A 19,020-nucleotide genomic window follows, 5' to 3' on the forward strand; every position below is an offset into this window, starting at 1 on the left:
GCACAGCGCCCGCGTTCACAATCTCTCGAACACCCCCGCAATTTCTGTTATTTCCGCAGTTCGCAAAGGGTGGATTTCGTGAGCACTTTAGGCAGCAAGCTGCCTGAGCACGTATTGCAAGATTCCACCGTGGCGGAAATAGTCCGCTTCTCCGGGTGTGTCAATCCGCACAACTGCATCGAATTCGATGGTCTGGCCATTATCGGCGGCAGCTCGAACACGCACGGTTTGCGGCGTCGTACCCGAATTGAGCTCTTCGATACCAATAATATCGAATACTTCTTCTCCGCTCAGACCCAAGGAATCGGCGCTCTCCCCAGCTGGGAATTGCAAAGGAAGCACGCCCATTCCAATCAAATTAGAGCGGTGAATGCGCTCAAAAGACTGCGCAATGACTGCTTTAACACCGAGCAAGGACGTGCCCTTAGCGGCCCAATCTCGCGACGAACCTGAGCCGTATTCTTTCCCACCCAATACCACCAGTGGAATATTGTGTTTCGCGTAGTCTTGCGCTGCATCGAAAATAGCCTCTTGGGCACCAGAGAGGAAATTCTTGGTGTATCCTCCCTCAACTCCATCCAGAAGCTGATTGCGCAAGCGAATATTGGCGAAAGTACCACGAATCATCACTTCGTGGTTGCCGCGCCGCGAGCCATAAGAGTTGAAATCGCGCCGTTCGACGCCGTGCTCTGCAAGATAACGCCCTGCCGGAGAGTCGGCTTTGATGGCACCTGCCGGCGAGATGTGATCGGTGGTCACCGAATCACCTAGCTTGGCAAGCACACGCGCACCCACAATATCTTCAACAGGGCTGAGCTCCATCGTCAAGCCCTCAAAATAAGGAGCTTTGCGCACATACGTCGATTGTGGATCCCAGGCGAACGTCTCGCCTTCTGGAGTGCTAATCGACTTCCACCGCGCGTCGCCATCGAATACAGAGGCGTAATTGCGTGCAAACATATTTGAATCGATGGTTTGCTCGATCGTCTCTTGTACTTCTTGAGGAGTTGGCCAAATATCGGCTAGGAATACGTCATTTCCCTCGTGATCGGTGCCGAGCGGCTCCTTGTCGAAATCAAAATCCATCGTTCCTGCCAGCGCATATGCAATCACCAGCGGAGGTGAAGCGAGATAATTCATCTTCACATCTGGATTGATTCGCCCCTCAAAGTTGCGATTTCCTGAAAGCACCGAGACGACGGTCAGATCGTTATCGTTCACCGCCTGCGATACTTGGGCTGGCAGTGGGCCAGAGTTTCCAATGCACGTGGCGCAGCCATAGCCCACGAGGTTGAAACCTAGCGCTTCAAGACTTGGCCAAAGACCAGCTTTTTCGTAGTAGTCAGTCACAACTTTCGAGCCAGGAGCCATCGAAGTTTTCACCCAAGGCTTGGATTTCAAGCCTTTCGCAACAGCTTTCTTTGCTAAAAGCGCAGCTGCGAGCATCACGGATGGGTTCGAGGTGTTAGTACAGGACGTAATGGATGCGATGACGACGTCCCCGTGCGTGACACTCGTCTGCACGCCGTCGTCGAGAGTAATATCCACTGCCTGGTTCGCCGCACTTTCTCCCAGGTACGAAGGCAAGGCTTGTTCGAAAGATTCTTTGGCTGAGCTGAGTTCAATGCGATCTTGTGGACGCTTCGGGCCGGCAATCGACGGCACGACGGTAGAAAGATCAAGCTCAAGATACTCAGAGTACTGAATCTGCGCATTCGGATCGAGCCACAGCCCCTGCTCTTTGGCATACGCTTCCACTAGCGCGATCTGCTCCTCATTACGACCCGTCAAACGCAGGTAATCGAGCGTCACATCGTCGATCGGGAAGATAGCAGCAGTGGAACCAAATTCTGGGCTCATATTGCCAATTGTTGCGCGATTTGCGAGCGGCACTTGCGCCACACCCTCGCCGTAGAACTCCACAAATTTCCCGACGACGCCGTGCTCGCGCAGTTTTTGAGTGATCGTCAGTACGACGTCGGTCGCCGTGGCACCAGTTGGAATCTCGCCAGTGAGTTTGAAACCTACAACCCGCGGAATGAGCATCGAAACTGGCTGCCCGAGCATCGCCGCTTCAGCTTCGATGCCACCTACTCCCCAACCGAGCACGCCAAGGCCATTGACCATTGTGGTGTGTGAATCCGTACCTACGCACGTGTCGGGGTATGCTTCGACGACGCCGTCGCACTCCCGCGTCATCGTAACGCGAGCGAGGTATTCGATATTGACTTGGTGAACGATTCCAGTACCTGGTGGAACAACTTTGAAATTATCAAAGGCAGTTTGCCCCCAACGAAGGAATTGGTAGCGCTCGCCATTGCGCTCGTATTCGATGTCCATATTGCGCTCTAAGGCATCGTTGGTACCGAAAACGTCGATTTGCACCGAATGGTCAATCACCATTTCAGCTGGATTTAGAGGATTGATCTTATCTGGATTTCCACCTAAATCTGCTACCGCCTCGCGCATCGTGGCCAGATCTACCACACACGGCACACCGGTAAAGTCCTGCATAACCACGCGAGCAGGAGTAAATTGAATCTCTTCGCTCGGCACCGCGCTGGCATCCCAGTGAGCGAGAGCTTCGATATGCTTAGCAGTTACGTTCGCACCATCTTCGGTGCGCAGGAGATTTTCTGCAAGTATCTTCAAGCTGTATGGAAGTTTTTCCAGCCCAGGAACAGCGTTCAATCGATAGATTTGGTATTCCTTGTTACCTACTGTGAGATTTGATTTCGCTTGAAAAGTGTTGACGCTCATGGCACTCCTTCAACTTTGTATTCGTACCAGTGTCCACAATACCACTTATCTCGATGTCAAGATACAATTTAGCGCACGTTATTATCTAAAGGTGATTATTCAAAGATGGTCACTACCTCAAAATGATGAGTGTTGGGGAAGATATCAAAGCCCTCAATCGACTTCACGTGCCGTCCAGCTGCGACCATCGCAGCGGCGTCCCGTGCCATCGACGCTGGATCGCAAGAGATTAAAGCGATGCGTTGCGCTGGAGAATTCGCAAGAACTCGCGCACTTTCTACGCCCAAACCTGCACGCGGTGGATCAGCAATCACACAATCAGCATCAGCTACACACCTTGAAATAAAAGCCGAATCAATTCGCCGATTGCTTACCTGCGCCCAGTCCATCCCCTCGAGATTCCCGGCAGCATCTACACACGCCGTCTTTGACCCTTCAACTGCAAGAACTCGACCACTTTCACCAACACGCTTGGCAATAGGAACGGAAAATAGACCCGCACCTGCAAAAAGATCGACAATTTTCATGCTTTCTTGGACATCTAATGCCTCAAGAACGGAACTCAATAACACCTTGGGTGCACGCAAATGCATCTGCCAAAATCCATTCGCATGTACATCATAATGATGCATAGTTGCATCGTCGCCAACGATTTGTTCAACCGTGGCTGCAGTACGCACACCTGGGGCACAAAAAACGGCATTGCCATTACACAACACATTCTCACCAGTACTTGGTGACACCACGCGCACCTTATCGCCAGTTTTTATTGCGCTATCCCAACGCGCCCCGAAAAGATCCAGATCATCAAAATCCCAAACCCCTAATGGCATAGCATCAATTGGCACGAGATCGTGGCTGCGCTCGTGATACATGCCAAAACCTGTCGACATTTTTACAAGGTCCAGACGTGTGCGCCAATGCCACCCATCGCCGTCGTCAATCGGGCGAACTCGCACATCACAATTGGCGAGATGCTCAGCTAAAGGCTCTCCCCCGATACGGCGAATCTGGCCGCGCAAAACCTGCGTTTTTAGCTCTCTTTGCCAGGCCAAATCAATATGACCAAAATCGGCTGCACCGCTAATTCCCGCTGCACCCGCTGGCCACGGATGCTCAACGCGTTTCTCAGATGGTTCAATCACATCAACTACCACGCCACGCAAAAACTTTGCCCGCGCCTGCGTCAATTCGACGCTCACAAGCTCGCCGGGAATCGCCCCACGCACAAAAACCACGCGATCTTCAAAGCGTCCGACGCTCAAACCACCATGAGCGACGTCTGTGATTCGTAACGTGAAGCGTTCATCGTATTTATTTCCCAAGACTTGCCCTCCGTGCCTTTTCACTATCCAAAAAAGGCTTGAGATATGCCCACGAATACCAGGCGAAAAGCGCAAAAAGCGGCAAACCCAGCACAATTTTCGCAATCCCGAGAGCTTCAGTTTGATCCAAATAGAACAGCGGAATGGTCACAGCGAGCCGGATAGCGAAAAGCCCCAGCCACAGCCACGTCACAGTCGTATAAGCACGCCGTAGCCCACACCGCGCCCGATCGTTACGCCATTCCTGGTCATGCCCCATAATCAACGAAATAACCACACCGAACAGTGGCCAACGAACCACGAGCGATACGAGCAACACAAAAAAATATGCCGCATTGGTCAAAATGCCCCACACAAAAATATGAGAGGCCTGGCCAGTCTTCCAGGCGAGAACTACCGAAATCAGCATGGCCGCCAGACCGCTGAGCGCAGGAGTAACAGGAATCTTCTGAATTAGCCTTCCCCCTACAAACAGCACACAAATCAAAAGCGCTATAAGGGCAGGGGTTCCAAAATCACCCAAAATAATAAAAAGCACGAGAAAAGCAAATGTTGGCGCTACCGACTCGACGATACCGCGTACACCACCGACCGCCGTCATCACATCGAATTTTTCGCCAGCAATAGCGCCAATACCACCTGCTACTGACGCACCTGCCGTGTGATCATCATTGTGTTGGAGCGTCACAGCGTCATTCCCCATGACGGTCAAGATGCGGAATCTTCAAGGTGAGCAACTCACGCGGCGGATGCGGTTCAGCGCCACGTTCAACGACGACGTCTTCCAAAATACTTAACATCTGAACGGCGGCATTGGAATCAAAACCGGCTCGTCCGTACAAAGTCACTCGCATAAACCAACGCGGCCCGTCCACTCCTAAAAACAGGTGCGGCGCAAACTCTTTGGAATTTGCCACCGGCATTTGCGCCAGCAAGCCCTTTCCAAGCGGCGAATCTATCTCCTGCGACGATCCGCCCTGCGCAGCAATTGACGTGCGCATATCGAGCCGAATTTCATCCCATAAACCCCGTGTTTTCGGTGCAGCAAAGACTTGTAGCTGGAGCACAGAATCGTCTTTCATATACACCACACCCAGCACATGTTCCTGGGTCGGGTCGGTTGTGAACTGGAGCGTAGCACCAGATACCGCTGGAATTTTCAGCGCACCTGCGTCGATCAAATCATCAACGCCGCCGTACTCGCTGATATCAAAAGGACCAGAATTTCGGTGCGATTCGGGCGCATGTGTTGATTCGGGCGCATCTGTTGAGGTAACCTCCTCAACTTGCGCATTCACTTCAACATCTTCTGTATTCTTCGCACGCGAAAACAGTCCCATCTTCACTCCTCAGTCCGTATAACCAACTCTACCTGCGATTATAGAGAATTCACCTCAGGATGCGCACTCCGCACACACTGGCTGACCATTTTCTTCATAAGCGAGCTGTGAACGATGGTGCACGAGGAAACATGATGAACAGGTAAATTCGTCGTCTTGCGCAGGGATAACGGCTACCGACAGTTCAACATTAGACAGATCAGCACCGGGAAGTTCAAAACCATCGGCAGCTTCTGCCTCGTCAATATCAACGGAATTGGACTGGTGATCCGAGCGTCGAGCTTTGAGCTCATCTAAAGAATCAGCTTTCAGCTCCTCATCTTGCTTGCGTGGGGCATCGTAATCTGTTGCCATTACTGTTCCATTTCAATAATTCATCGCAGGTTCGCCGCCTCAAAATGAGACGAAGAATCTCGATTGATTCTGTGCACTTGTCCCAGTCTTTGTATCAAAGGTTGACGAAATAAGCAAGAAGAAAAATAAATTCCCATCTAACTGCAGGTTTCTAGCCGAAGATCGTGAAATTTTTGAACACACCTGCCGCATAATCACAATTTACGGCTTGGAAATGGCAGTCTATTACTTTAGGAGGAAGAATGATTGAGCTTGAACTCTTGGGACTAGATGCCGACGGCGCACATCTATCGTTGAACGACGTCGAAGGCAACCGGTACTCTCTACCCATTTCAGACGAGTTGCGCGCTGCGCTCAGACGCGATCTTCCCGCTCCTGCGCAAGCTGAGCTCAAGCCACTTTCCCCGCGCGAAATTCAAGCGTATTTCCGTGCTGGTAAAACCATTTCAGAGGTTTCAGAACTCACTTCAGTTCCTCCATCGCAGCTTTCAAGTCTCGAGCATCCAATAAAAGTTGAGCGTCAATACAATGCCAGCCTTGCACGGGCGTTCCGACTCAGCCAAGACAATGGCGGAATGACTCTCGAAGAATTGGTCGTTTCTCGCCTTGTTGATCGCGGTCTGAATGGCGCTGCCATTGAATGGGATGCCGTGCGCGAATCAGGCGAGCCGTGGGCGCTGATTGCTCGCTACACCATTGCTTCAAATAATTACGAAGCACGCTGGACGCTCAATATGAAGTCCCAAACGGTAGTTGCGCTCAACGATGAAGCTTCGTGGCTCACTGAAACACAAATTCCCGCTCCGCACGCACCGTGGCGTCCGCTAAATACGCCTAGGATTCCTGCTGAGGGCACGTTCACCCAGCAACAGGGCAACTCCGCCGCTCCTATTTCTTCCGATACGGCTGCACAAGCGCCGCATTCTGACCCAGCGGCTGCTGTTGATCTCAAGAACGTTTCCACGCTCCCATTCGATAACGCACACGAAGAAACAGATGAATCACCCGCTTCTTCTTCGATAAATATCGACGACGTTCTCGCTTCGCTTGATTCGCAACGCGGAGTTTCACGCCCGATGCCTGTGGATTTTGACGAGGAAGAGTTCACCGGCGCTCATCCTGCCGATTCTGAGCCGTATCTTGCACAAGATGCCACTGTGCTGCAGTTGCCTACTCGCAATACCGAGGCATCTGATTCCGATGATGAGCTCGTCTTGCCGGTCGATGTGGACGACTTCCCCATTGATTCGGCAGATTCAGATTCATTGCCTGGTCTGAGCACTAGTGAATCTGAGCTTTCCGACGCTCAAAAGAGCAACGCCACTGCCAAGAAAAAGACTCGACGCGATCGTCCGGCTATGCCGTCTTGGGATGAAATCGTGTTCGGATATTCAAAAGACGACTAATTCTAAAGCGAACCTATTTCTTCTGATTTTTGCTTCTTACTCTTCGCTCTCAAGCAAAGTGTGTGGCGAAAGTTCTGCTGCATGCGCATATTGGGCAGTCATTCCTTGCATATGATGTTTTCTACACAAGACTTCATATGCGACGACGGCGTTCCCATCAGTATCGCCAACCACAACCTGTTCGCCCTCACGTACCATCACTCCGTTGACGGTACGCGCATTGTGCGTGGCGCGTGAACCACACCAGCACAGTGCTTCAACCTGCAATCGCTCAACTCTATCGGCCAATTCGAGCATTCGAGCCGAACCGGGAAATAGATTAGTCAAAAAATCGGACGTGATCCCAAAGCCGTAGACGTTGATCTCGATCTCATCGACAATCCGAGCCAATTGATCTACTTGCTCTCGAGAATAAAACTGCACCTCATCGCAGATAATATAATCAACTCGACCACGCATTCTTTGGGAGTTTACCTCCACCCAAAAATTGGTGTCTGGATGCACCTCAAGCGCGTCAGTGATCAAGCCGAGCCGCGAAGAGAGTTTTCCATCACCGGCGCGATCATTCATCGAAAAAATTATTCCGTTCAATCCGCGCTGCCGGTAGTTGTAGGCAGTTTGAAGTGCTAATGTCGATTTGCCGCAATCCATCGTTCCCGAGAAAAAGACCAGCTCAGCCACTAAACAACCTCCACAACTAAGGGCACATACATCTCCGCTTCAGTGAGCGAACCGTGAACTCCCACCATACTAATAGCGCTAGCAGAGTGCACCCGCGAATCAACGAAACCAGTTCCGTCTTTCGAAAAGGCAATCACATCACCAATGGCTCGTTTGGTCAAATCACAAACAGAGCCAATAAGCCCGGCCTCAATCAGTTCGTCTTTACACAAAATCCACGCATGTTCGCCCACTTCGTCTCGCCATCGGGCAGCGACCTCGTGCGGTTCAGCTGTGTAAATCTGAAAGGCTCGTTCCTCGCCAGCGACGACGTCGATCCCCTGGTTTAGTACCGGATGCGTGCAGATATCGATTTTATCGCTCGCGTCAACCATGCCGTGATCAGCTGTTAAGATCACCATCGTATCGGCTGGAAGCAAGCGCAGCAGACGCCCGAACTCAGCGTCGAAGAGTTCTAGTTCATGAATCCATAGCTCCGATTGCCAGCCGTATTTATGCCCCACGGAATCTAAGTCTCCCCAATAGAGGTAACACAGCTTTTTACCACCACGCAAGGCCTGGGCAGCGGCATCAACTCGTTGTGGAAGAGTTTCAGCACTCAGTGCCTGCGCTCCACGTAAAGCGGCCAAAGTCAGACCTGATCCAATGAATTTAGCCGGTTGTACTAATACCGTTTGGTCTGCGCGCTCTTCCAATAATTCAAATAGAGTCGGCTCACGTTGCCAGTCTTGTGGCTCGTGTACAGTGTCGTTCCAGCTGATGAGGCTAAATACGCGGTCATCAACAGGAGATTTTAGCGAATATCCTGCCATACCAGTTCTACCAGGAAGTTTGGCCGTACCCAGGCTCGTAATACCTGCAGCTGTAGTGGCCGGAACTACCGAGGTAATATGCCGTTCAATATCTAAAGATCGAAGATTTTTGGCGTGACCACGGCGTGCAACGAGCTGTTGTGAGCCTAAACCATCGACCAAAATCACGCACACTCGCTGTACCGATGGCAGCCCTAACGCCGCACGATCTCGAGAACTATCAACGCCGTGCTTGTGAATTCCTAAACCCACAGCGTCCATTGCACCAGAAAGCACCGCAGGAAGACCCTGGTCAGCGGGCAACACTGCGCCATGAAGATAATCCAACACTATTTTCTCATTCTAGAACTCGTGACTTGACCTACGCCCTCGGGCATTCTTATTCTTCCATGATACCCTCACTCACACGTACACCACGGCATTCACGTCGTTAAAATCACGCAGATTCTCGCGCGCCAATCTGCGCCAGATGCGGGATTTCACGGATAATTGAAGAATGGCAAAAGTACCAACTCAAGCAAATGCAACCGAACATATCGTCGATATTGACGTGTCGGAAGAAATGCGGAACTCATTTTTAGAGTATTCCTATTCGGTGATTTACGCGCGCGCACTTCCCGATGCGCGCGATGGCTTGAAACCGGTACAGCGACGTATTCTTTTCCAGATGGACCAAATGGGACTTCGCCCCGACAAAGGTCATGTGAAATCTTCGCGCGTTGTTGGCGATGTGATGGGACGTCTCCATCCGCACGGCGACACCGCTATCTATGACGCTATGGTGCGCCTAGCCCAGCCATTCACTTTGCGCTTGCCGATGGTTGATGGTCACGGAAACTTTGGCTCTCTCGACGACGGTCCAGCAGCTCCTCGATATACCGAGGTACGCATGGCCGATGCTGCTCTGGCAATGACGGCTTCCTTACATGAAGACGTCGTGGACATGGTTCCAAATTACGACAACACGCTCATGCAACCAGAAGTTTTGCCGGCAGCAATCCCAAACTTGCTGGTCAATGGATCGTCTGGAATCGCCGTCGGAATGGCTACGAATATGGCTCCACACAACCTCGTGGAAGTGATTGCGGGCGCGACGCATCTATTGCGCCATCCTGACGCGAGCTTAGACGAAATCATGCGTTTTATCCCTGGCCCCGACTTGCCTGAAGGCGGAAAAATAGTTGGTCTTGACGGTATTCGCCAAGCTTATGAAACTGGCCGTGGCATTTTCAAAACTCGTGCCACCGCCCATATTGAGAGCATTTCAGCGCGTAAGAAAGGGATCGTCTTTACTGAGCTTCCATATCTCACGGGCGCTGAAAAAGTGATCGAGAAGATCAAAGACGGAGTGCAATCCAAAAAGCTACAAGGCATTTCAGGAGTTCAAAACCTCACTGATCGCCACCACGGTATGAGACTCGTTGTTGAGGTCAAGAACTCTTTCAACCCCGAAGCAGTGTTGGCGTCGCTGTATCAGAACACACCGCTGGAAGAATCTTTTGGAATCAATAACGTGGCACTCGTTGACGGCCAGCCGCGCACTTTAGGTCTCATTGACCTGCTCAAGGTCTATATTGATCATCGACTGTCAGTGACGCGACGACGTTCACAATTCCGGCTTACTAAAGCACAAAATCGCCTACATCTGGTTGAAGGCTTGCTCATCGCAATACTCGATATCGACGAAGTGATCGCCGTGATTCGCTCATCGGACGATTCACAGGCCGCATTGAGCAGGCTTATGGCAGTGTTTGATCTGTCCGAACAGCAGGCTGAGTACATTCTCGAGCTGCGCCTGCGCCGTTTGACGAAGTTCTCGCAGATCGAATTGGAAGCAGAACGCGATGAGCTGCTCAAACAGATAGCTCAGTTGGAAGCAATTTTGGCATCTGACGAAGCCCTCAAAGATCTCGTCGCAGCTGAGATGGAAGAAGTTGCTCGGCAGTACGGCACTGAACGGCGCACTGTTTTGCTCGAAAGTGATACTACGACGAGCGCGTCAGCCGTCAAGAAAATGAACCTCAAGATTGAAGACGATCCCTGCTGGGTAGCCTTAAGCGGTACGGGACTTGCAGCTCGTATCGTTGATGAGGAACCGCCGTCGCGATCTGGAGCCAGAGCCTCCCATGACGCAATAACGTCACTGGTCAAAACATCAAACCATTCCCATATCGGAGTGCTTACAAGCGCTGGTATGGTACATAAACTCTCTGTGCTCGACGTTCCAGCTATTCCAGTAACAGATGCGGCACCTGGTTTGGGAGCTGGCTCTCCACTCGCTGAACTCGCGATGCTCGGCAAAGATGAGCGACCAATCGCGATGTTCTCCTTGGCTGAAGATTCCACCCCACTTGCCATTGCTACTGCACAGGGCAAAATCAAGCGTCTCAATCCCAATTTCCCTAACAAAACACCATTTGAAGCTATCGGTTTGGCCGATGGTGATGAGGTCATTGCGGCCAAGCCAGCCGAAGATGGTGATGTGATCGTTTTGGTCACCGACGACGCTCAGCTATTGCGTTTCGAAGCGCAAGTGGTACGTCCGCAAGGACGCAGCGGACAAGGAGTGGCTGGAATTCGTTTGAACGACGGCGCTCAAGTATTGACGATGGGCGTTGCACCAGCTCATGATCTTGGTATACAAGGAGTTATCACCATTGCTTCGTCGTCGACGGCTCTGCCCGGTACAGAACCAGGCAGCATCAAAGTCACGCCATTAGATCGTTATCCAGCCAAAGGACGTGCCACTGGCGGAGTGCGCACACACCGCTTCTTGCGTGGCGAGGATCGACTTTCCTTTGCTTGGGTAGGCGAACTGCCAGCGCGAGCCAATACTAAGACGGGTCAGCCAGTGGGACTGCCTGAAGTAGACGAACGTCGTGATGGCTCTGGCACGCCTGCCCAAGGAATTATTGCCGCTATTGGATAAGCGCTGCCACCAGCACTGGGCTTAGCTAACTGGGTATAATCAGTTCGCCTAGCTCAGCACGCTGGGCTAAGTTTGCCTAGCTTAGCTCACTGAGTTTAATTAGCTCACTGGCTCAGCATTGGCCTGCTAATTGAGATTTAGTTCGCGTTCAACGACGATCATCTTAGCCACAAGCTCGAAGTCGTAGTTCCGCAGCATTCGAGCAGTTGGATTCACCGCATCGTCGATTTCGCTTTCCAAATCGATGCCGATGTAATCCATCTGGTCTTTATAGAATGCCTGCATACAGGTGGACACCAAGTTTTCAACGAGATTTCGGTCTTTCCACTTGGGCAATACCGCAATTTCCTCAATGTAGCCTTCGTCTTCACGATCATCGGTGGTGAAAGACCTAAATTTTGAACACAGCACGTAACCTGCAAGATCTGGTCGATCACCAAAAGTATCCAGCGCCACGAAGCACCACTGGTCAACCATTGAGCCACGCAGTTCTTGCCACTGTTCGAAATTCTCTACTGTGCCAAAAACGTGTTCACTCATAAACTCTTGGTGCGCATTCCACACCAAAGGCTCAAATTCTTTCGTAAGCGGCACAATCTCCAGATAACGCCCCAATTGTGGCACTTCAGGGAGAGGAACCAGCGAACGGCGAAACTGAAAATAGCGTTCTGTTTCAGTGAAATCGTACAAATTCGCCAAGTTTGCCAAGTCGGCTTGATCTGAGTCCATATACATACTCAAACGTGCTCGAGTATAACCCAGATTCGCCATCAGTTCGCGAGCAGCATCCTGTTGGCGTTCAAGGAGTTCCGCACCTAAACCACGCGCCCGCCACTGCGTATGCACTCCACCTGAAACGGTGAGCGACAAACCGTCGTCGATACGCGAAGCGCGAATGAAACTAAAGGCTACGAGTTTATCCCCAACCCATGCACCTTCGGCACGCCACACTTGGTTTTCACTGAAGTAGGATTCGACTTCTTGGCGAGTTGTACGAATAGAGGCATGATCAGCCTCTTCGATAAGACTGATCAGATTTCCGACGGCGGTGACGTCCGATACCGTCAGATCTTTCCATGCCCAGGAATCATGTGTAGTGGTCATAGGTCGATCGTGTAAAGAATCTGGGCTGCCCGCTCTGAGAATCCATAGTCGGCAAGGAATCTCTTGTGTGGATCAGCATCGGCAATAACAGGCACCACAATAACATTTCCGACGGCGCCTAATTTCGAGCTCATATATGCGACGATAATATCGGTACCGATTCCACGATTCCGAAGTCCGCGCTCAACCCCATAATGGCGAATTAGTCGTTCTGATGGATCGTCGGTGACCACTGCCACCGTGTATCCAATGATATTCGAATGATCAAGTAGCAGGTAAGAGTTGTCATAATCAAAGCTCTGCGATAGTTTCAACCAATTCTCTGGCGAATATGGCTGCAGACGCTCTTTTGACAAGCTCAAGCGATTGTGGAGCCTGCGCAACTCTTCACAGTATTGAGGAGTAAAAGGTACAAGATCAAAGCCTTGGGAAGTGAGTCGCGCCAAAGCGTCGTCTCCGCGAGCTAAATCCGAGGCAAGGATCTCTTTGCACAATAGATTCTTCTTGATATAAGGCGAAAAACCACCCGCAGCAAGAAGCCGCCGGCGATCGAGATTTCCCGAATTCACCATTGAGCGAATCGAGACCGGCAAATCACGCCCATCCAGCGCAATCAACTGACGCGCCCTGGCATCTTGCCATTCCAGCAATTGACGTCCAATGCCACGACCTCGCCACTCTCCACTGACGACGGCGAATGCATCAGCCTGAATTTCCGTCAAAGCATCTGGATTAACTTCGACCATCGCAAAGGCTTTCAATTCGCCCTTGGAATTCCAGCCACCTAAGGTATCGGCGCTGTTAGGATGCTTAATAACAAAATCCAATTCACTGTGCGCCGTTCGTGAACTCACGCGATCTCCGGTGAGCGATTCGCCCGCCGACTCTTTCATTAGCTCCACAACATCGGCAATATCCGCTGCAGAAATTGCTCGCCAAGACAAACCCAAATGAGCACCGGGATGGGCTGCATTCTGCGGAGGATTGAGTCGTCTAAAAAGCGATTGCGCTCCAGAAGTATCCTCAATCGTTGTTTGTGAAGTGATGGTCATAGTCCTATCTTACCGAATATCAACGTAACGTCGCCAACACAGCCCGAGTCTCGATTAAATGCCCAAAAGTACATTTTAAGAGCAAAAATCCGAGTTTCTCAGGCATCTATTTGATCTCGAGAAATGGCATGAGCACCATCGACGATAAAATCTTTACGAGGTGCCACTTCGCTTCCCATGAGCAGTTCAAAAGTGCTCTCGGCATCTTTCAAAGCGGCTTCATCTTCCATCGAGATACGCCTCAACGTACGACGAGCGGGATCCATCGTCGTCTCTGCCAGCTGATCTGCGTCCATTTCACCAAGTCCTTTGTAGCGTTGAATGGGCTCTTTATAGCGTTTCCCATCTCGCTCAAGTTTTTGCAATACAGCACGCAATTCAGCATCAGAGTAGGTATAGATAAACTCATTTTTCTTCGCCCCGGCATGGATAACTTCAACCCGGTGCAAAGGCGGAACTGCAGCAAACACTCGGCCTGCTTCCACAAGCGGACGCATATATCTGAAAAACAAGGTCAAAAGCAATGTGCGGATATGTGCACCATCAACATCAGCATCGGTCATAAAAATGACTTTTCCATAGCGAGCTGCGTCAACGTCGAAAGTACGACCCGACCCTGCACCAACTACCTGGATAATTGAAGAAACCTCTTGATTCTTCAAAATATCGGCCGGCGAAGCCTTTTGCACATTGAGAATCTTTCCTCGGATCGGCAGCAGAGCTTGAAAATCTGAAGAACGAGCAAGCTTTGCAGTGCCAAGTGCAGAATCGCCCTCAACGATGAATAGCTCCGTGCGAGCGACATCTTCCGTTCGGCAATCAGCCAATTTAGCAGGCAATGTGGAGGTTTCAAGCGCATTTTTACGCCGAGAAATTTCCTTTTGCGTACGTGCAGCCACTCGAGCGCGCATTTCCGCAATAATCTTTTCCAATAAACGCTGATTTTCGGTCTTTTGATCACGCTTCGTGGAATTCAAAATCTTCGACATTTCTTTTTCCACGATCTTCGAAACGATCGCCCGAATTGGACCAGTACCAAGAATTTCTTTCGTTTGGCCTTCAAACTGAGGTTCAGGAAAGCTCACCGTAACCACAGCCGTAAGGCCAGCTAAGACGTCGTCTTTCTCAATTTTCGGATCGCGTGCAGTGACCTTGAGCTGACGAGCTTTAGCTTCAATCTGTGCACGCACAGCTTTGAGCAATCCTGCCTCATACCCTTGAATATGAGTTCCACCTTTAGGAGTGGCAATGATATTGACGAAAGACTCTTCGGTGGTGTCATAACCAGTTCCCCACCGCATCGCGATATCGACCTTGCACTCACGTTCTACATCTTGTGCCCGCAAATGACCCGAGGCTTTATCGAGCATCTGCACGCTCTCTTTAAAGTGCCCAGAACCTTGAATATGGAAAATATCGGTCACAGGCGGATCAATCGCCAAGTAATCGACGAAATCAATAACTCCACCTTCGAAGCAAAACTCCTCGGTGCGCGGAGTACTTTGCTGATCGTTGAGAATGCGTTCATCACGAACGGTGATGCGCAAACCGGGCACTAGAAATGCCTTTTCACGCACTCGCTCAATGAGTTCATCAAATTTGAACTGTGCTGATTTTGGAAAAATTTCCGGATCCGCCCAATAGCGCACTTTCGTACCGGTCACCTTTTTGGCAACTTTCCCGACGACGCGCAGTTCAGAAGCGTCTACAAAAGGCTCAAATTGCGCATCGGGACGCGCAACACCAGCGCGATCTTTGAACACACCTGGTTCGCCACGCCGAAATGACATAGCCCAAGTTTTCCCGTCACGATTTACGTGGACGTCAAGTCGTTCTGACAGTGCATTAACTACCGAAGCTCCAACGCCATGCAGACCGCCAGAGGAGGAATACGATCCCCCGCCAAATTTTCCACCGGCATGAAGTTTTGTATAAACAACTTCCACACCCGAAGCGCCGGTACCTGGAACCTCGTCGACGGGAATTCCGCGACCGTCGTCGCTAACTTCAATAGAACCGTCGTCGTAAATAACTACGCTGATGTTCTTCGCGTGACCTTCCAAGGCCTCGTCTACAGCGTTGTCAATGATCTCCCAGGCGCAATGCATAAGGCCACGCGAATCCGTGGAACCGATGTACATACCGGGACGCTTGCGCACGGCCTCCAGGCCCTCCAGGACGGAGAGGTGACGCGCAGTGTATTCTTGTGATTTCACAGTATTTGGCACATGCAAATATTATCGAGATTTTGAGAGCGAACGCTTATCACCACACGTAAAGTGCTAGAAAGTAGCTAAAATCATGCTATTAGCAGCTACGGATCGCAGTTTGAGCGTACGACTTAGAGCTGCATATAAGGAGCAGTTAGGGGCGTAGTAGTCACAGCTAGGTGCGAACGTTTGAAATTACTTCTTGATCTGATCAGTTTGGTCAAGCACCCGAGTAGCGACTTCATCAATCTTGGCGCGGTGCTTGCGTGCATGGTGCGCGCAAAACATAAGCTCACCAAAAGGCATAGTAACCACCACATAAGCCTGTGCGCCGCAAGCGTCGCAACGGTCTAGCGCTGTTAGTTGCTTTTCGTCTTCTACTACTGGTTCTAGTACTGTATTCACATTTTGATAATTGCACGTCACGACGGCGAACTCAAGGTAGGTTGCCGCGATTTCACGTTTGACGAAAACACATGTTCAATGCGATTGTTCATAGTTTCCTTTCGCCCAGCATGCGTTGCTGTGGGCGTTCTCATGATGCAGCTCGCTTTACCATGCTCGCCGCATTAAGCTAAATGTGTGAAAAGCAGCCTGAAAGATTCGTGGTTCTAGTGGTCACATGTGATAGTTCTAAAAAATTTGCAATTATTGATCTCGAAACAACCGGACTCGATCCGCTCACTGATCGAATTATAGAAATTGCAATTATTCAGGTGGATGAATCTTTGAAGGAAGAGTGCCGTTGGAGTTCACTGATCAATCCGCAACAACCAGTTACCGGTACCGAAATCCATGGTCTTGACGATCAAGACGTTCGTTTTGAGCCGTATTTTCATGATCTCTCCGGCAAGATTTTCTCGCTTTTGTACAACCGAGTATTAGTTTCACACAATGCAACCTTTGATTGCGCTTTTCTCAATGCCGAGTTTAATAGGGCTCAGTTAATCCGCTCGTGCCAGTCGAGGTGCTCAAGCCGATCGACAAATTCGTGCCGCCCGAGCGACCCAGTCCAATTGGCAGATTCGTGCCCCACGAGCGACCCAAGCCAAGTAACCAACAATAATGATGCGGTTCAATACACGGACCAAGTCAAAAGCATAGCAACATCAATCCCCACCATCACGCCTGATATGACGGTGTGCACCATGAATCAATCACGAATTTATTCTCAAAGTGAGCACCATTCCTTGGTCAAATTGGTGGCCTTTCACGGGATTACCGGCTATACCAATCAGCACCGTGCGATGCCAGATGCTCAGGCCTGCCTGGAATTATTCAAAATTTTTGTAACCCATGAAGCGCAGAGTCTACGTTGCAATAATCAAGCAAAAGATCGCAATGGAAATACAATCTTGCCCGCGCAGTGGCTTCACGCCACGGCGTGGGCAAAATCCTGAGTAAGAGTGCTCAGTAAAATCGCGCATGAAAATCGCTGTACAAAACTCTGAGCGAAACTCCGTTTTACTGACGATCTTAGTCTGAGTATTTAGTCTAAGTAGTCGCGAAGTACCTGTGAGCGCGATGGATGGCGCAGCTTAGACATAGTCTTCGATTCGATCTGTCGGATACGCTCGCGCGTAACGCCATAGACTTTTCCAATCTCATCGAGAGTCTTTGGCTGACCGTCAGTGAGACCAAAGCGCATTGCAACAACTCCAGCTTCACGTTCTGAAAGTGTATCCAAAACTTGGTGAAGTTGCTCTTGCAAAAGGGTGAAACCTACTGCGTCAGCAGGCACAACAGCCTCGGAATCTTCAATGAGATCGCCAAACTCTGAGTCGCCGTCTTCACCAAGTGGCGTGTGCAAAGAAATTGGCTCACGTCCATACTTTTGCACTTCAATGACTTTATCTTCACTCATATCGAGCTCTTTGGCGAGCTCTTCAACCGTGGGTTCGCGCCCCAAATCTTGCAGCATCTGGCGCTGCACACGAGCGAGTTTATTAATAACCTCAACCATGTGAACAGGAATACGAATCGTGCGCGCCTGATCAGCCATCGCGCGCGTAATCGCTTGACGAATCCACCAGGTGGCGTAGGTGGAGAACTTGTAGCCCTTGGCATAATCAAATTTTTCCACTGCGCGCACTAGGCCAAGGTTTCCCTCTTGGATCAGATCCAAAAACAGCATGCCACGGCCTGTATAGCGTTTAGCAAGGGAGACGACGAGACGCAAGTTCGCTTCCAAAAGGTGGTTCTTGGCGTTTTGCCCATCGCGAGCGATCAACACCAGCTCACGCCGATGACGAGCGTCCTCGATTTCCGTGCTATCAAGGATATGGCGCGCATAAAGACCAGCTTCGATGCGCTTCGCAAGTTCAACTTCTTGTTCAGCATTGAGGAGCGCTACTTTACCGATTTGCTTGAGGTAATCTTTGACTGAATCGGCGGTAGCACCAGCTACATGGACGCGTTGCTGCGGCTCGTCTGTATCATCTGAATCTTTCATAACGAAAGCGCCAGAAGTACTTGCCTTGGCCTTTTTCTCTACTTCACCGTCGTCGTCGATATCATCGGCAGAGCTTGCACTTGCGTCTGCGTCAAGATCCTCATCGTCAATGTCTTCGTCAAGGTCCTCGTCGTCGTCATCTTCAAGATCCTCAACGTCAATGTCTTCGTCGTCAACGATCTCGGCGTCTTCTAAAGTGTCTGGCTCTTCTGGAGTCGCAGCTGAATCGAGATCGGGATCGTCTAAATCACTATCAAGCTCGGCGTTTGCGTCAGCTTCTTCAACAGTTGTTTCTTGTTCCGCTTGAGCAGACTTTTTGGCCGTCTTTTTAGCGGACTTTTTAGTCGTTGGCGCAGCAGGCGTAGCCGTTTCGCTCCCAGAAAAAGCGATTAGCTCTTTTTTGGTCAGTGCCTTAGCTTCTTTTTCCGAGAGGTCACCTCGGTTTACCCGGTACTCCACCCATGCAGCTTTGAGAGCCGACTCAGGTGGCATCTCAATGTGCTCAGATTTTACTGATTTTGCCGTAGTTTTCGCCTTGGACTTTGAAGTGGAAGCAGCCACGTGTGACCTTTCGAACTTGATCTATTGCTGAGAA

Annotated in this window: 15 protein-coding genes; 3 read left to right on the forward strand and 12 right to left on the reverse strand. The window is 50.6% G+C overall.

Going from position 1 to position 19,020, the window contains the following annotated elements:
- Window positions 1-87: 87 nt before the first annotated feature.
- The 5 genes from acnA to JOD55_RS06720 all read right to left on the reverse strand — a co-directional run bounded on the left by acnA (window position 88) and on the right by JOD55_RS06720 (window position 5,779).
- The gene (gene acnA, locus JOD55_RS06700) at window positions 88-2,760 is read right to left on the reverse strand and encodes an aconitate hydratase AcnA (RefSeq protein ID WP_204399264.1); all 2,673 of its coding nucleotides are present in this window, start codon (window positions 2,758-2,760) and stop codon (window positions 88-90) included.
- Between the two features lie 95 nt (window positions 2,761-2,855).
- The gene (locus tag JOD55_RS06705; RefSeq protein WP_204399265.1) at window positions 2,856-4,085 is read right to left on the reverse strand and encodes a class I SAM-dependent RNA methyltransferase; all 1,230 of its coding nucleotides are present in this window, start codon (window positions 4,083-4,085) and stop codon (window positions 2,856-2,858) included.
- Window positions 4,075-4,773: a DUF3159 domain-containing protein gene (locus JOD55_RS06710; RefSeq protein WP_204399266.1), complete on the reverse strand. Its 699-nt coding sequence runs from the start codon at window positions 4,771-4,773 to the stop codon at window positions 4,075-4,077. The genes JOD55_RS06705 and JOD55_RS06710 overlap by 11 nt, the downstream gene beginning before the upstream one ends.
- Window positions 4,774-4,777: 4 nt before the next feature.
- Window positions 4,778-5,425, reverse strand: coding sequence for a DUF3710 domain-containing protein (locus tag JOD55_RS06715; RefSeq protein WP_204399267.1), 648 nt, complete (start codon window positions 5,423-5,425; stop codon window positions 4,778-4,780).
- A 54-nt stretch (window positions 5,426-5,479) separates the two neighbouring features.
- Complete coding sequence (locus JOD55_RS06720; protein WP_204399268.1) at window positions 5,480-5,779, reverse strand: DUF4193 domain-containing protein; 300 nt, start codon at window positions 5,777-5,779, stop codon at window positions 5,480-5,482.
- Window positions 5,780-6,021: 242 nt separating this feature from the next.
- Here JOD55_RS06720 and sepH point away from each other — a divergent pair, with 242 nt between their 5' ends.
- Window positions 6,022-7,185: a septation protein SepH gene (gene sepH / locus JOD55_RS06725; RefSeq protein WP_204399269.1), complete on the forward strand. Its 1,164-nt coding sequence runs from the start codon at window positions 6,022-6,024 to the stop codon at window positions 7,183-7,185.
- A gap of 36 nt (window positions 7,186-7,221) precedes the next feature.
- Here sepH and JOD55_RS06730 read toward each other — a convergent pair whose 3' ends face one another.
- Both JOD55_RS06730 and JOD55_RS06735 read right to left on the reverse strand, forming a co-directional pair.
- Window positions 7,222-7,866 (reverse strand): thymidine kinase, encoded by a 645-nt coding sequence (locus tag JOD55_RS06730; RefSeq protein WP_204399270.1) that lies wholly within the window; start codon window positions 7,864-7,866, stop codon window positions 7,222-7,224.
- Complete coding sequence (locus JOD55_RS06735) at window positions 7,866-9,008, reverse strand: alkaline phosphatase family protein (RefSeq protein ID WP_338022219.1); 1,143 nt, start codon at window positions 9,006-9,008, stop codon at window positions 7,866-7,868. The genes JOD55_RS06730 and JOD55_RS06735 overlap by 1 nt, the downstream gene beginning before the upstream one ends.
- A 166-nt stretch (window positions 9,009-9,174) precedes the next feature.
- On the opposite strand from JOD55_RS06735, the gene JOD55_RS06740 reads away from it, so the two are divergent.
- Window positions 9,175-11,607: a DNA gyrase/topoisomerase IV subunit A gene (locus tag JOD55_RS06740; protein WP_204399271.1), complete on the forward strand. Its 2,433-nt coding sequence runs from the start codon at window positions 9,175-9,177 to the stop codon at window positions 11,605-11,607.
- Between the two features lie 126 nt (window positions 11,608-11,733).
- On the opposite strand, the gene JOD55_RS06745 is transcribed toward JOD55_RS06740, so the two are convergent.
- From JOD55_RS06745 to JOD55_RS06760, 4 genes are all read right to left on the reverse strand, one after another.
- Entirely contained in the window at window positions 11,734-12,711 is a 978-nt protein-coding gene (locus JOD55_RS06745) for a GNAT family N-acetyltransferase (RefSeq protein WP_204399272.1), read from the reverse strand.
- Window positions 12,708-13,763 (reverse strand): GNAT family N-acetyltransferase, encoded by a 1,056-nt coding sequence (locus tag JOD55_RS06750; RefSeq protein WP_204399273.1) that lies wholly within the window; start codon window positions 13,761-13,763, stop codon window positions 12,708-12,710. Before JOD55_RS06750 ends, JOD55_RS06745 begins: the two co-directional genes overlap by 4 nt.
- A gap of 98 nt (window positions 13,764-13,861) precedes the next feature.
- Window positions 13,862-15,991, reverse strand: coding sequence for a DNA gyrase subunit B (locus JOD55_RS06755; RefSeq protein ID WP_204399274.1), 2,130 nt, complete (start codon window positions 15,989-15,991; stop codon window positions 13,862-13,864).
- Between the two features lie 177 nt (window positions 15,992-16,168).
- Window positions 16,169-16,378, reverse strand: a complete 210-nt coding sequence (locus JOD55_RS06760; protein WP_204399275.1) for a DUF7455 domain-containing protein — start codon at window positions 16,376-16,378, stop codon at window positions 16,169-16,171.
- Window positions 16,379-16,551: 173 nt separating this feature from the next.
- Here JOD55_RS06760 and JOD55_RS06765 point away from each other — a divergent pair, with 173 nt between their 5' ends.
- Window positions 16,552-17,373 (forward strand): 3'-5' exonuclease, encoded by an 822-nt coding sequence (locus JOD55_RS06765; RefSeq protein ID WP_204399276.1) that lies wholly within the window; start codon window positions 16,552-16,554, stop codon window positions 17,371-17,373.
- A gap of 89 nt (window positions 17,374-17,462) precedes the next feature.
- On the opposite strand, the gene JOD55_RS06770 is transcribed toward JOD55_RS06765, so the two are convergent.
- The gene (locus JOD55_RS06770) at window positions 17,463-18,986 is read right to left on the reverse strand and encodes an RNA polymerase sigma factor (RefSeq protein WP_338022220.1); all 1,524 of its coding nucleotides are present in this window, start codon (window positions 18,984-18,986) and stop codon (window positions 17,463-17,465) included.
- Between the last annotated feature and the right edge of the window lie 34 nt (window positions 18,987-19,020).

The sequence above is a fragment of the Arcanobacterium pluranimalium genome (assembly GCF_016907845.1).
GTDB classification, from domain to species: domain Bacteria; phylum Actinomycetota; class Actinomycetes; order Actinomycetales; family Actinomycetaceae; genus Arcanobacterium_A; species Arcanobacterium_A pluranimalium.